The organism is uncultured Alteromonas sp., from assembly GCF_963976965.1.
In the GTDB taxonomy this organism is placed as follows: Bacteria; Pseudomonadota; Gammaproteobacteria; order Enterobacterales; family Alteromonadaceae; genus Alteromonas; species Alteromonas naphthalenivorans.
Genome location: NZ_CAXBMP010000052.1, coordinates 1 through 15,226, shown reverse-complemented (window position 1 = coordinate 15,226; position 15,226 = coordinate 1). Strand labels below are relative to the sequence as shown.

At 41.9% G+C, this 15,226-nt stretch carries 10 protein-coding genes; 6 read left to right on the top strand and 4 right to left on the bottom strand.

The window, feature by feature from the left end; all coding sequences use genetic code 11:
- Positions 1-163 precede the first annotated feature (163 nt).
- Positions 164-1,906 (top strand): glycosyltransferase family 2 protein, encoded by a 1,743-nt coding sequence (locus tag AAC006_RS20760; RefSeq protein ID WP_041452622.1) that lies wholly within the window; start codon positions 164-166, stop codon positions 1,904-1,906.
- Positions 1,907-1,948: 42 nt separating this feature from the next.
- Positions 1,949-3,136 (top strand): nucleotide sugar dehydrogenase, encoded by a 1,188-nt coding sequence (locus AAC006_RS20755; protein WP_339892450.1) that lies wholly within the window; start codon positions 1,949-1,951, stop codon positions 3,134-3,136.
- An 86-nt stretch (positions 3,137-3,222) separates the two neighbouring features.
- Here the strand turns inward: AAC006_RS20755 and AAC006_RS20750 are convergent, their stop codons facing one another.
- Complete coding sequence (locus AAC006_RS20750; RefSeq protein WP_339892449.1) at positions 3,223-4,629, bottom strand: mannose-1-phosphate guanylyltransferase/mannose-6-phosphate isomerase; 1,407 nt, start codon at positions 4,627-4,629, stop codon at positions 3,223-3,225.
- 497 nt (positions 4,630-5,126) lie between these two features.
- Between AAC006_RS20750 and AAC006_RS20745 the strand changes: the two genes are divergently transcribed.
- Positions 5,127-7,508, top strand: a complete 2,382-nt coding sequence (locus AAC006_RS20745; RefSeq protein WP_339892447.1) for an Ig-like domain-containing protein — start codon at positions 5,127-5,129, stop codon at positions 7,506-7,508.
- Between the two features lie 84 nt (positions 7,509-7,592).
- On the opposite strand, the gene AAC006_RS20740 is transcribed toward AAC006_RS20745, so the two are convergent.
- Positions 7,593-8,507 carry a LysR family transcriptional regulator gene (locus tag AAC006_RS20740; RefSeq protein WP_126871797.1) on the bottom strand — a complete coding sequence of 305 codons (915 nt, stop codon included), beginning with the start codon at positions 8,505-8,507 and terminating at the stop codon, positions 7,593-7,595.
- 109 nt (positions 8,508-8,616) lie between these two features.
- On the opposite strand from AAC006_RS20740, the gene AAC006_RS20735 reads away from it, so the two are divergent.
- From AAC006_RS20735 to AAC006_RS20725, 3 genes are read left to right on the top strand one after another with little or no spacing between them, the layout of a single operon-like run.
- Positions 8,617-10,323 (top strand): ABC transporter transmembrane domain-containing protein, encoded by a 1,707-nt coding sequence (locus AAC006_RS20735; protein WP_126871798.1) that lies wholly within the window; start codon positions 8,617-8,619, stop codon positions 10,321-10,323.
- Positions 10,316-11,359, top strand: a complete 1,044-nt coding sequence (locus tag AAC006_RS20730) for a biotin/lipoyl-binding protein (protein WP_041452620.1) — start codon at positions 10,316-10,318, stop codon at positions 11,357-11,359. The genes AAC006_RS20735 and AAC006_RS20730 overlap by 8 nt, the downstream gene beginning before the upstream one ends.
- Before the next feature lie 8 nt (positions 11,360-11,367).
- A complete protein-coding gene (locus AAC006_RS20725; RefSeq protein ID WP_126871799.1) occupies positions 11,368-12,774 on the top strand; it encodes a TolC family protein in 1,407 nt (468 codons plus the stop codon).
- A gap of 79 nt (positions 12,775-12,853) precedes the next feature.
- Here AAC006_RS20725 and AAC006_RS20720 read toward each other — a convergent pair whose 3' ends face one another.
- Complete coding sequence (locus AAC006_RS20720; RefSeq protein ID WP_208806312.1) at positions 12,854-13,729, bottom strand: hypothetical protein; 876 nt, start codon at positions 13,727-13,729, stop codon at positions 12,854-12,856.
- A gap of 118 nt (positions 13,730-13,847) precedes the next feature.
- Positions 13,848-14,642: a hypothetical protein gene (locus AAC006_RS20715; protein ID WP_339892445.1), complete on the bottom strand. Its 795-nt coding sequence runs from the start codon at positions 14,640-14,642 to the stop codon at positions 13,848-13,850.
- Positions 14,643-15,226 lie beyond the last annotated feature (584 nt).

Below are 15,226 nucleotides of genomic sequence, written 5' to 3'. Positions count from 1 at the left end.
CCGTTGAATGGTACTTAAACAACGAAGGTTGGTGGAAAGCGGTACTAGATGGTAGCTATCAAGGCGAACGCTTAGGTGCTGGCAGTTAGTTTTTTAGTCATGTTAAACTTGAAGGCCGCTTTATTAGCGGCCTTTTTCTGTTTATCCGGGGTACCTACGCAGTATGAAGAAGTTTGCAATGCTTACCGTGAAAGGTGCGGTAGGGCTTTTGCCTTTGTCAGTGAAACAAAAGCTTAAACAAAATGCTCAACTCACTGAGTTATATAGCCGTTCTCTACAGCGCTCAGGACTCTTCTATGGTTTCCCTAGTAAAAAGAAGCGCATGGCAATGTATAAGCATTACTTAAAGCTTCAGGATAGGGCTTTAAGCGATAAATACGAGAACCTTTCTGAAAGTAATAAAGAAAAAATTAATGTGGTAGTAGTAGGAACTGACTTTCTAGCCACCACACAAAAAGATTTGCAACGCTATTTAAGTCAAATTAAGAAAGTGTTCGTAGTTGGTAAAGTGACGGCTTCGCAATACGAAGATGTTGAAAGCGTAGCGTCTCTATCTGAAGCCCTCGGGGCATGCGATTCATCTCATTCTACTCTATTCATAAAATCCGGCGACACGCTTTCGAAGTTTGCACTAAATGAATTTATTGCAGTGGCAAAACAAACCGATATTGCTTATTGCGATACCGATGAAAAGAATCAGAAAGGGGTATTAACAAGCCCTAAGTTTCTACCTGATTGGAATCCAGATCTGCAACTCTCGACTGCTTATATAAATACGGGCGTGCTGATTTCGCCAGAGATATCAGATGTATTAGCCGTGAACAATGTTAGTACTATTGCTCAATTAGTTACCACTGCTTGGCAAAAGCAATCAACGGTTACTATCTCGCATATTCCATATACCTTGGTGCATTCAGAAAATTCGGTCAAACGTGAGCAAAACGAATTGCTTTCAATCTCTGATGATTTGAATTCACAGGGTAGTGCGGTGTCGAGCTTTTCAAAACATCAAAAAGTTAACTGCGTGCTGTGGAAAACACTTAACGAGCCATTGGTATCTTTAATAATCCCCACTAAAAATGGCAAAGAGTTAGTAAAGGCGTGTATAGATTCCATCCGTGAAAAAACCATCTACAAAAATTATGAAATTCTTCTCATTGATAATGGTTCCGATGAAGACGCGAGCATTCGTTATTTTGAAACATTAGCAGAACTCCCAGAAGTTCGCGTTTTAAACTACCCTGGACCTTTTAATTACTCAGCGATAAACAACTTTGGCGTAAAACATGCTAAAGGAGAAGTAGTAGGGTTAATAAATAATGATATTGAAGTTATTAGCCCTGACTGGCTAACTTATATGGCTGGCCATGTGATGCGTGAAGATATAGGTTGCGTAGGGGCTAAATTACTTTATTCAGATGGCCGTATACAGCATGCTGGCGTAGTTCTCGGCTACGGCGGTGGAGCAGGTCACGCTCATAAATATTTCCCACGCTATCATCCTGGGTATTTGAAACGACTTGCTGCAACACAAAATTACAGTGCGGTTACTGCGGCATGTCTGTTAGTAAAGCGTAGCCATTTTGGTGCAGTGGGTGGCCTAGACGAAGAAAATCTCGCGGTGGCCTTTAACGATGTCGACTTCTGTTTACGGGTAAGAGAGTTGGGGGTTAGAAACTTGTATTGTGCCGAGGCTGAGCTATATCATCATGAGTCGGTCAGTCGCGGTTTAGATATTTCGCCTGAAAAGGCGGCTCGGTTTAATCGCGAGCTTGAATATCTACAAACAAAGTGGTCTCATGTTATTAAACATGACCCTGCATATAACCCTAATTTAACGCTGAAACGCGAAAACTTTGCGCTTAAGACAAAAGAAGAGCAGAGTGTTTTATTAGCTTCATATTGATAATTTATAGTCATTGCTTCTAGTTACGGAGAAAACGAAATTATGGAAAGCACACCACAAAGCATGAAAATAGCCGTTGCAGGCACAGGCTATGTAGGTTTATCGAACGCAGTTTTATTGGCACAGCACAACGAAGTTATTGCGGTTGATGTAGTACCAGCGAAAGTGGATCTTCTGAACGACAAAAAGTCTCCTATTGAAGATAAAGAAATTACAGACTATCTAAATAACAAGCAGCTTAACCTTAAAGCAACGTTAGATACTGAACTTGCTTATAAAGATGCCGAGTTTGTCATTATCGCAACGCCTACAGACTACGATGCACAAACCAATTACTTTAATACCAGTTCAGTAGATGCGGTAATTAAAGAGGTTATGCGAGTAAACCCTAATGCGGTAATGGTGGTTAAGTCTACCGTTCCAGTAGGTTTTACTGTTGAAGCAAAAGAGCGTCACGGCACTGAAAATATTATTTTCTCACCAGAGTTCTTACGTGAAGGTAAAGCCCTTTACGACAACTTGTACCCAAGTCGTATTATTGTGGGTGAGCTAAGTGAGCGTGCAAAAACATTTGCAGGCTTGCTAGAGCAGGGTGCTATTAAAGAAGACATTAATGTACTTTTCACTCATAGCACCGAAGCTGAAGCTATCAAGCTTTTCGCTAACACTTACTTAGCTATGCGTGTTGCTTACTTCAACGAACTAGATAGCTATGCAGAGCGTAGTGGTTTGAATTCAAAACAAATCATTGAAGGTGTTGGATTAGACCCACGTATTGGCGATCACTATAACAACCCAAGCTTTGGTTATGGTGGTTACTGCTTACCTAAAGACACTAAGCAGTTGTTGGCAAACTACAGTGAAGTGCCTAATAACATGATTCAGGCTATTGTTGATGCCAACCGCACCCGTAAAGACTTCATCGCCGATTCTATTGTAAGTCGTCAGCCTAAAGTTGTGGGTATCTTCCGCTTAATTATGAAGTCTGGTTCTGATAACTTCAGAGCGAGTGCCATTCAAGGCATCATGAAGCGTATTAAAGCGAAGGGTATTGAGGTAGTGGTTTACGAGCCAGTAATTACCGAAGACGACTTCTTCCATTCGCGTGTAATTAAAGATTTAGAAGAGTTTAAGTCTATTTCTGATGTAATTGTTGCTAACCGCGTAACAGAAGACATTGAAGACGTGTTAGATAAAGTGTACAGCCGCGATTTATTCGGCGCTGACTAACACTAATTAGCTTTCGAACACGAAAAAAAACCAGCTATATAGCTGGTTTTTTATTTTTAACTCAAGTCACTTGAATGACTCTTTGCTTATTTTGGGCTTCGGCCATATCTATCCGAAAAGCGAACAATATCGTCTTCATCTAAATATGCGCCTGATTGAACTTCGATAAGTTCAAGGGGGATCTTTCCAGGATTTTCTAACGAATGCACTGCGCCGATTGGAATGTAGACTGATTGGTTTTCAGTTAATAAATTCACATTATCATCTACCGTGACATTGGCCGTGCCAGACACTACAACCCAATGCTCAGCTCTGTGATGATGCATTTGAACCGAAAGCTTTTCACCTGGTTTTACCGTAATACGTTTAACTTTAAAGCGGCCACCATTGTCTATTGAGTCGTAACTTCCCCAAGGTCTGAATACTTCTCGGTGAAATTCAAACTCAGGGCGTTTATTTGACTTAAGATGATTAACTACGTTTTTGATGTGTTGTGAGTCGTTCTTATTCGCTACCATCACGGCATCTTTTGTTTCTACCACCACAACATTTTCCAATCCAATAACGGAAACAAATCTGTGCTCTGAGTTTACATAGCTGTTTTTGGTGTTTTCCAATAAGGTATCGCCAACCACAACGTTGCCGTTTTCATCTTTCTCACCTGTTTCCCATAAAGATGACCAACTTCCTACATCAGACCAACCGGCGTCTAATGTAACCATTACTGCACTCTCGGTTTTTTCCATTACAGCGTAATCGATTGAGTCGTCAGGGCATGTTTTAAAAATATCTTCTTGAATTCTAATGAAGTCTAAATCGCGTTGAGTCTCTGATGTGGCTTTCTTACATATAGCTAAAATTTCGGGGTTGTACTTTTTAAGTTCTGTAAGGTATGTACTTGCTTTAAACATAAACATACCGCTATTCCAGAAATATTCTCCAGAATCAATATATTGCTTTGCGGTAGGTAAATCTGGCTTTTCCACAAACTGGCGAACTTTAAATCCCAAGTTAACACTGTCACCAGATTTGATGTATCCGTATCCAGTATGTGCTTCGGTAGGTACTATACCGAAAGTAACAAGCTTGCCTTCTAAAGCGAGTTTTTCAGCATCTTTAATTTTGGCCTGAAAGGTTTTTGAATCTTTTATGAGGTGATCGGCAGCAAGTACCAACAGTACAGGGTCCTCACCATTTTCCGTAGCGTTAAGTGCAGCAAGCGCAATAGCGGGAGCAGTGTTTCGTCCCACTGGCTCTAAGATAATATCGCTGTCTTCAATATCTATCTGGCGCATTTGTTCTGCGACAAGAAAGCGGTGAGCTTCGTTGCAAATAATAATAGGAGCGTCATGACTTAAGCCGTTTAGCCGTGTAACGGTTTCCTGAATCATTGTCTTATCAGAGGTAAGTGATAGAAATTGCTTAGGGAGTGCTGCGCGAGACTTAGGCCATAACCGGCTTCCAGTGCCTCCAGCGAGAATAACTGGCTTCATTGAGCTTTCCTTGGTTTTGAGTATTTTTCACAAGTATACTAAGTTGTTAGAAGATTGAAATGGTAGAGTAACTTACATCGCAGACTTTAGCTTTAGGATGCCATCATTTTCAGTCTACTTAGCCTTATCAAGTATATGCTTCGCGGCCTGAATAGCAGATTCAATACTAGTAAAACCTACACGACCTTGCCCCGTAATTGTTGCTAACCGCGTAACAGAAGACATTGAAGACGTATTAGATAAAGTATACAGCCGCGATTTATTCGGCGCTGACTAACACTAATTAGCTTTCGAACATGAAAAAAACCAGCTGTTAAGCTGGTTTTTTATTTCCAATTTAAACAGTACCTTACGCTTCTTACCTATATCTCTATCAGTGCCATTCATTTACATTCCATTTACTTAGTAATGCATTTCGAATTTTCATAAGCTATTATGCGTTGGAAATTAAATGGTATTGTTATAAAAACTATAAAAATTGATAAGGACGTTGAGTAATGAAACATAGCATTATTGCGCTTGTTGTTAGTGCAACTTTTCTTTCTGCCTGCGGCGGTGGTTCAGACGAAAAAAACCAAGCTCCCCTTCTAACTGCTGATGCTGCATCCACGTTGAACGATTCAGCAGTTACTGTTGACGTGTTAGCGAATGACAGCGATCCAAATGGTGATGCGCTTACTATTTCTGCAGTCGGCACGCCTGATATCGGCGAAGTCACTATTACAAACAATACATTGGTTTATACGCCTTCAGCGCAAGCAATGGGCGATGTGAGCTTTTCGTATGAAGTTACCGATGGTGAATTGTCATCAAATTCAACGGTTACGATCACTAACCAGCAGTCTGTCACAATCACTGGTATTGCGACCGATGCGCCTTTAAATAATGGAGAGGTTACTGCTACTAACAATAATGGTGACGTTCTAGCGACTGCAACTATTGATAGCAATGGCAGATATTCACTTCCAATTCTTGCAAATGAAAACCCTGGTTACTTAGTGCTTAACGCTAACGGGGTGGGTGATCAAAGCCACGTAAGTTTGGTGTCGCGGGTGGGTAATTTCTTAGATTTAAGAGCGCTTGCAAGTGAGAACGATACTAACGAGCTTTCAGATGCACTGCTCTTAGAAAGTAAAATTACCCATGTAAGCACCGCGCTTTCTATTATGTACACTGAGTATGTAAACGATGGCGGGGAAGCAAGCTTTGACGTATACGTCGCTGAAGCCGATTTTGAGAAAGTGTTAGGCCTTGCAAGCTTTATAAAGGTACTTGCTGACAATGAAGATTTTTCGTTACCTGATGGTACGGATACGGTTTCATTCTTTGCCGACAGTGAAGAAAACATTCTCACTACCATTCGTGCCTATTTAAATGATTTAGGGCTGATAAACGAAGACGGTACTTATGCCGATGCGTACGCCGATGCAATTAACACAGCCCGTGTTGAAACATTAGAAGATGACACGCTTCAACAAAGCTACAGTGAATCATCGATAGCAGGCAAAACCTTTGCAACCTATAACGCAGGAGCGTACCTAGCGACTAAAGGTTCGGCGGTTTATACATTCAATGACGATGGAACAGGAAGCAAATCGTCAGCCGAAAACTACTACAACATTTTTTCAGATAGTGTTAGTTGGTCGGTAGATGATGGGGTACTTGTAGTGGTGAACACCGATGCAACACCAAGCCTTGAATTTCCGCCAAGCCCATCGAACTACCTTGAATACTTCGATGAAGAAACAGTATTGCAAATTCTTGCAGCAGATGAAGAAGGTTACTCTGCACAATGGAGAATAGAAAAAAGCCCAGTTTCTGAGAGTTTCGAATTAGTGTACGAAAATGGTGGCAATGCGATTGCCTACGTATCACAAGTTATAGAGCTAACGATAACGCCAGCGGTTGATGAGAGTTATGGAGCGCCTAAGTTTGTTACAGAGTATTCTCAAACTTATACCTCTATTTACAGCGATACTTCTGAAGCCATTTCGCTTTCTCGTGAAGATGTGTTGGCATCGCCTTGGGTAGTCGCTTACAACAGTGAGTTTGAGTACAGCTTAAACGACCCTGAAGGTAACCCGATTACTCTAGAAGGTATGGTAAGCGATTACCTTACTTTTAACGATGACAACACAGTCAATTCTCGTTTGTTTGGTACTCAGGGCAGTTGGTCTTTCGACAGCGGTACAATTAGCTTATCTGTAAATGGTAAATCATTTACCATAACACCGTTCAAAAAGCAGAATGACTACTTTATTGCTGTGTATGAATATGAAGAGGCCGGAAACGTAATAAAGTATGCGGCTGATATGCATAGTATCGACTTCAGTTTACCTGAGAGTTTTGATGTAACGTCTACGCCACCAATGGTTTGGGCTTCTACCTTGAGCGCTTCGCTTTTTGTTAATGATTTACCACTAGCGGAAGATTTGTGGAGTTACTACTTTGATAGTGATGGTACTGCCGGTAGGGTTTTTGCCGAGATAGATTATTCTGAGCCAGATTTACCTGTTTCTCGTTTTGTGGATGACAGTGCGCTCTATAACTTTCAGTGGCAGCAAGAGGGGGACCTTTTAACGCTAGATGGTCTTAGAGAGAACAGTGCTTTTGTCTTTCAGCGTCGTTTTAAGTGGGAACTACTTGGTGTAACAGATTCAGGGTTAATGGCTACCATTGAATATCAAGTAGGTACTATCAACTATAGCGACGGGTACAGCGACGAACCAATTGGTACAGTTCCAAGACTTAACTTCTATATGCCACTAAACCTAGAGGAAGCTTACCCAGAGATTTGGGGAAATACGGAAATTAATGGTCTTAATAGCCTAGACTCACAAAACAACAGCTCAGTTTCATCACTAGAGCTTGATCAATAACGTATTGTTGTTATCGGAACTATGACTCAAGCCGAGCACATGCTCGGCTTTCTTTTGTATTGAAAATCGCAAAGTTCATTCCAACTAAGCATCTATAAGCTTTTGTGAGTAACCTAAGATAATTCGTGCCGCATTAATAATAGATTCAGTAATAGTAAAATCTACTCGACTTTTCCCCGTAATCGCATAGTACCTTTCATTCAGCGAGTGAGCCTGCCCAATACAATACACACCATATTGTGCTTCCACATGATTTGATATGGCCGACGGCGCACAAAACACGCCAAAGTCCTCGCTACCAAATAGCTTTAGCAGTGCGGTATCATCAAACTCTGCTACTATCTTTGGGTAGAGTTGCTCTGTTTCTAGCCAACTCATTAACGCGTGGTGAATACCGGATGTATTACCCTGAATCAGTAATGGCATATGATTTAAACAATCAGGGAATGTCTGACTGTTGGAAAGGGGCGCTTTGGCAAAAAAGCTTAGCGCGCTTTCTCCAAGAAAGTGACTGTTAGCATTCACCTGTGAGCCCGGAGCAATCCCCCTATCGGCCACAATGAAATCAATTGCATTAATTGCGAGTTCTTTAAGTAATCCATCGAAGCTATCTTCTTTAATAACATATTTAACGTTAGCAAAATTGCGCATAGTGTCATGGACGAAGTCATAAAAAAGCACTTTAGGTATACCATTAGTAATACCAATCACAAATTCTTTAGTATTTACTTCATCACCGGCGTTTAGTATTTCTGCTAGCTGATGGCCTTTATGAAAGATCTCACTGGCATATTGAAAGCTTACTTTTCCTTTATCATTCAAATATAGGCGTTTATTAACCCTATCGAAAAGCGGGTAACCAATTTGATTTTCAAAAGTACTTAGTTGCCCACTAACGGTTTGAGGAGTAACGTGAAGTAATTTAGCGGCTTGCGCAATGCTGCCTTCGCGAGCCACTAAATAGAAGTAGTAGAGATGATGATAGTTGAGGTGATGCATAAGTAAGGTTTTTACGATGAACTAATAAGAATATAACAGGTTTAGTATTCTTTTATTTGAATTACACTAGATAAAATGCGAAGTATCACTCGGCGCTATTGAAGGAATTATGGGAAAAGTCATTAATTTACACGCAACGAGGAAAACCTTGTTTGCTATTTTGAAGCCAGAGTCAGGTTTTTTCTGGGTTGCCATAGCTTATGGTGTTGCTATTAGTTTAATGACATTAGCTGTGCCTATTGCGGTACAAACATTGATTAATAGTATTGCTAATATTGGCTCTGTTCGCTCGGTTGTCATACTTGCTATTGTGCTGTTTCTAACACTCTTCGTATCGGGTATTTTTAGTGCGCTTCGAATGCGCATTATGGAATATTACGAACGCAAAGTTTATGCACGCCTTACCGCTATGATCAGTTTAAAAACCATTATGGCGGAGCATCGTTTTTTTGAAGGCAGACAAAATACCAATATTACTCAGCGTTACTTCGACATTATGACCTTTCAGAAGAATGTGCCTTCACTTATGGTGGATGGGTTCGCGTTGGTATTGCAAATGCTGGTGGGCTTTACGCTAGTATCATTTTATCACCCCATGTTATTTGCGTTTAACTTAGTGCTTATATTAGTGATGTATGCCATATGGAAAATATGGGGTACGGGGGCCAAACGCTCTGCTATCGAGCTGTCTCATGCAAAGTACGATTCGGCCAAATGGCTAAACGACATTGCTGCGGCCCATGAATTTTTTAAATCGGCTGACCATGTTGAATATGCGGGTAGAAGTACCGATAACTTTATTAATAATTACATCACCAAACACAAAAGCCACTTTCACTATACGTTTGCCCAAGTGGCAATGTTTTTGTTGCTCTATGCATTTGCCAGTGCGGCGTTGTTAGGTATTGGCGGTGTGCTGGTGGTACAAGGCCAGCTATCTATCGGTCAGTTGGTGGCTGCAGAATTAATAATGTCTGCGGTATTCTTTGGGCTGTCGCGTTTTACGCAATATTTAAAGCTTTACTATGAATTGTATGGCGCCGCTGAAAAGATAGGTTCTGCCCTGGTTATTCCGCAAGAAGTCGTTAATGAAAAAGCAGATCGGGTGCCAAACTCTTCGCAGTTAATTTTTAATAAGTTACACCTCACCCATGGTAGCGATACCTGTTTAATAGATTTGCAAATTGAAGCGGGTGGTAAGTACTTCATTACTACGAATAAGAGTTGGGTTCAAAAGCAACTTATTGGGCTAATGAAGCGCTATGAAAAGCCGCAAAAAGGTGAGCTACTGCTTGGTGACTTAAGCTTGTATGATTTCGATACCTATGAATTACGCCAAGCAATTAATACGCTAGACCGCTCTCTTATCGTTGAATGTTCCATCGAAGAGTATTTACGATTGGCAAACCCAAGAGCGAGCTTTGCTGAAATTAGAGCTGCTTTGGCGGCTGTTGAATTAGATACCGTTATTGATGCGCTGCCTAACGGGGTTGATTCTAAAGTGTCGGTATTAGGGGCGCCATTGCAGCCGCTAGAATTCCTAGTGTTAAAGCTGGCCGCAGTTATTATTGAAGAGCCCAAAGTGCTTATCATTAATCAACATTTCGACGCTATTCCGCTAGCACTGCGCCTACGATTGTTAAACCGTTTGTCTGAACTTAGTTGTACGGTACTTTATTTTACCAACACACCTGAAGCTCATTGTTTGGACGGTGTTATTTATCTAAAAGACAGTGCCGAGGTAGTGGCAGCTGAACCTGCAAAAGAAAGCGTTCTTAGCCAAAACGTGTCGCAGGAAGGAGCAAATGATGAATAGTGCAGAAAAGCGATTTTTAGATAATGTCAGTTCTTTATCTTCACTACATGTTCCGAAGCTTCATAAAGTGGTGTGTGGATTGGTGTTAGCGATGGTGGTGTGTGCTTCGCTTATTCTGTGGTTTACACCATGGATGCAAACGGCCTACGGCACAGGAATGGTCGACTCTTTAGATCCCGTCGATAGAACGCAAGCGATTAGTGCTTTAGTTGATGGGCAAATAAAGCAATGGCATGTGCGAGAAGGTATGCAAGTAAAGGCGGGCGACCCTATCGTCACATTAATTGATACCGACGCTGGCCGATTAGAGAAATTGCAATCTCAACTAGCGGCGGCAAAAGCTGGGCATCAAGCTAATGAAACAGCAGTAGCTAACGCTGAAAATAATTTAGCACGTCAAATGGGGTTACAAGAGCAGGGGCTAGTGTCTCGCAAAGATGTAGAAGCAGCGCAAATAAAGGTGCAGGAGTTAAAAGCTAAGGCGGCAAGCTCTCTATCTGCCATCAATGATGTAAGCATGAGTTTATCGCGTCAGTCTATTCAAACAAAAGTGGCGCCAGTAGATGGCACTATTATTAGGCTTTACTCTGGTGGAGTCTCAACATTTGTAAAAGCAGGGGCGGTGTTAGGGCAGTTTATCCCTTTGAACGCCAAACGTAGTATACGTATAACGGTAACAGGGCTAGATGCGCCACTAGTTAAAAAGGGCGCCAAGGCGCGTTTACAGTTTGAAGGCTGGCCAGTGTTTCAATTTAGCGGGTGGCCGGGTAGTTCTATAGGCACATTCGGTGGCGAGGTGGTTTACGTTGAGCCGGTGGCAAGTACCGCTGGTACGTTTCAGGTGTGGATAATGCCTGATGCAGATGACGTACCATGGCCTAAAGAAAGCGCTACGCGGTTAGGAAGCCGCGTTAAAGCGTGGGTATTGTTAGAGGAAGTGAAGTTGGGCTATGAACTGTGGCGACAACTGAATAACTTTCCTCCCCAGCAAACCGCTGATCCCGAATCATCTCAAACTAAAACGTCGAGTTGGTAAGGGATAGCATGAGAAAACTACATGTTGTTACGTTTGCCTTTGCATTGACCGTTTCTGTGATGAGCTGCGCAGTCGCCGCAGCTCTGCCAACGGTAACTGAGCTTATCGAGTCAATGCAGTATCACCATCCTTATACTCAGGCCATTGCTGAAGGTGAAATTCAAAGCGGTGCAGATATCGATATTGCGCTTAGCGAGTTCGACCCTTTTATCGAGCAACAAACATCTAGCAGAGTAAGTGGTTATTACGATGGTTTGGCACTACAGCAACGCGCGATAAAGCCGCTTCAGTCGTTGAACGCTTCAGTTTATACAGAGTACCGTGTGTCTGATGGTGACTTTCCTGTTTACGAACAAGAATATGAAACCCTCTCTGGCGGGGAGGCCAGCGTAGGAATTTCACTTTCGTTATTAAAGAACCGAGAAGTCGATAAACGAAGAGTAGGGGTAAGAAATGCAAGGTTAGCTGCACAGCAATGGCAGTCTGAAGCGCAAGACTTGCTGAATAGCTTTTTACACAAAGGGTTAACCGAGTATTTGTTATGGTATGAGAGCGCGTTGCAGGTGATATCGGTGGAATCATTATTGAGCCGCGCTGCTGAACGTGAACGTGCACTATCTACTCGGGTTGAAAAAGGCGATCTAGCACGGGCCACGCTTACCGAGTTTAAAGCGAATATTTTAGAACAGCGTTTATTAGTGGCTAAGTTGAAGCAAAAACGCAACGCACATGCCCGAACGTTGTCTTACTATTGGCGCGATACTCAAGGTGAAATGATTCCGATAACAGAAACTAAATTATCGGAAGATATTCATTGGCCTTTTAGCGTAAGTACTTCGCAAATAAGTCAGCTACGCAAACAAATTACTCAACATCCTCAGTTAGCGTTATTGCGCATGAGTAAAACGGTGGTTCAGAACAAGCAAGTCTTGGCTAAAAATGCGTTGCTGCCGAAACTTGACCTGAAGGCGTCTTTGGCACGAGATATCGGGAGCGGACCTAATTCACTTGACGGTACAGAGAGCAAAGTGGCCTTGGCGTTTTCCTATCCGCTAGGTAATAGAAAGGCAAAAGCTGAGCAAGTTAAACTTGTGTCGAAGGGACGAGAGCTCGAACACAAGTATGTATCTAGCAAGCAATCCATCGAGCAAGCATTCGAAAAAGCTTATGAGTATTGGGTGCAAGCAAAAGAGATCGCTAGTTTACAGCAACAAAATGCAGAACTCGCCAAGGTACTATCAAGTATGGAGCTTCAACGTTTCGACGCGGGCGACAGTGATATGTTTACGCTAAACGCTAGGGCATCCAATGAGATAAAGGCGCAAATGAAAGCGATAGAAACCAATGTCGATTTGTTGAATGCTGAGCTTATGCTTTATCGTGTCGTTGCTGCATTGCACACGGTTAATCACTAGTTCAGTAGGTGGCCAAAACCTGTTTAATCTTAATGTTCTATTTTACCTTTAAAGATGGCTTGCAACTAGACGAGGGCGCTTATTGACCTGAGGCATATACTCGCGCTTGGTTATATTGCATTAAGGTAGGTATAAGTGCGGCTGCTAACATGTAGTTGGTTTCACTAAACCACCGGTCGTCATATCGTATTTCCGCTTTACGTGTTTCACAATTTCGCATTGGGTTGCCGAATAACACATGATGTGTCGATTTCCCTAGGTTTTCGTTACGTGGTGTTTTTGGCAACGCTAAAAAGTCGTAAACGTTGTCTAGAGTTTCACTGGGGTTGAAACAAAACGGTTCGTAACCTACCACTTCGAAGGGCAAAGCGAGTTCGTTTAAGAGAGATTCTCTTTTCTTATTGTCACTTAGCCATCGCATCATCTGATACCAATAGTGGCCCTTTACCTTCTTTAATCCTTTGCGAGGCTGCGACCGGGCTAATCTTGCCTGCGAGCTTGCGTAAGAGCGAACATCTCTGATCAAAAATAGCGCTCTAACATCAATAGTCTTAGAACCTGCCAGCAACGTTAGATGTTTTACACCCTTAGAGGTATCTATGGGTTGATAGTCGTTACCATATAATGTAGAAAATTGAGAGAGCAAAGTAGCGTAAGCATCTGGATAATAATTTGGCTTTGCGGGGTTTAAGATATCTAGGCTTCGCATTTGTGATAATACAGGTTGCCAAAATTCGCACTTATCAGCGGGGGCGCCGCAACTGCAAAGATGTGCTTGCTTGTTTAGCCAATAGGTCGGGCCCATCCGTAAAACTTGATATATTTCTCCAAGCGATATGAGGTTCTCATGACACGCTAATGCCATTGAGAATACCGTAGACCCAGAATGAGATAGGCTGGTTAAACAAACGATGGGTTGTTTAGATGGGGAGAAGTCGTCATTGTTTTGCGTCATGGCTTATCGTTAGTCAGAGTAAATATGGAATTACCTACTCTGACTTACAAAAGTGACGAAGGGTCTTATCTTTACGTATTATTTACGTAAGATTGAAAGATTGTTTAGTTTTGCTGAATTAGTTATTGATAGCTGAATCAAAGTCTTCTTCAGATAACCCGGCAGCCAAAGCATATTCTTTTAGCTTATCGTCTTGAACACCCGCATGTTGGGCAGTGGCTAATATACGAATAACTTGCTCACGTTGCTGAGACGACTCTCTAACGGCCGTTTCTACTACGGTTTTTGCATCGTTCGGAAATACAGCTAACAGTGCATCTACTACATATTCACCAACAAAAGGCACTGCATTAAGTGCGCTCGTCATGATATCGACAATTTTGTTTGGGTGTTCTTGAGACAAAGTCTGAACAATACTGTCTGCTGCATCAGGTTGCGTTAGCACGGCAACGCGAACAATCTCGCTCAGTTCTTCAGGCGTTGCAACAGCAGCAGCATGAACAACGAAGTCGACATAAGTAGGTTCTGCCATTATCGCCAACTGAACGATGTTAGGGCATGAACTTACTTCTTTCTCTATAGCCAACTGTACTATTTCTTCAGTAGAAGAAGGCTGAGACGATATAGCAGCAAAGATAATTTCACGATACTGATCAGGATATGTATCTAATGCGATATCAACAATAGAGACTACATCTTGAGGGTAATGACTTGCTATAGAACTAATAGCACGTCCAACAGACATGTTTTGATCAACCTGACGTTTTAAGAACGAGGTTTGAAAATAATTAGATTGATTAGAGGTAGCTTCTTCCGGTGAAACAGTTCCATCCTTTGCGCTCATACCTATCGCTGGTGTACTTACTGCAAGTACCAGCACTGCCGATGAAAGCAATGAAGTAATACGAAACATATATCCACCTTATATTTATTGCGTAGTCTATTACCACTAACGGACTACTACTTTATAGGAATTATAGTCCCATCCTATTAGTAATTAGTCCATATTGTCTACTTATTATCTCATCTGAGTGAAAATTAACCGAATGGTTCAGTTTATTACACTTTTCTTAAAACAAGGGTTGACGCAGGCTCAGAAATCTCTAGAATGCGCATCCGCTTCGACAGGAAAGTGAAATAACTTACACTGACAAAGCAAGTCACTACTTACCTTTAAGGCCAAGTATGACGGGGTTTTAAAGAAAACGCTTCAGAAAATAAATTTTCAAAAAGTGTTGACACTGAAAGCTTCAAGCGTATAATGCGCACCTCACTCGAACAGGGTGAGTCACGAAGAAGCAATGGCTTCTAGTGAATTGCGACAACCAAGGTTGTCCGCTAGCAAGGAAAATGAATCAACTGAGAGTAATGTTGGTCCTCCTTGCGCAGAAGTCACGACAAAAAGCGTCGAGATTCTGCACTATGTTCTTTAACAATTTATAACAAGACAATCTGTGTGGGCACTCATTAAGAGTGTCACACAACGACGATTCATAT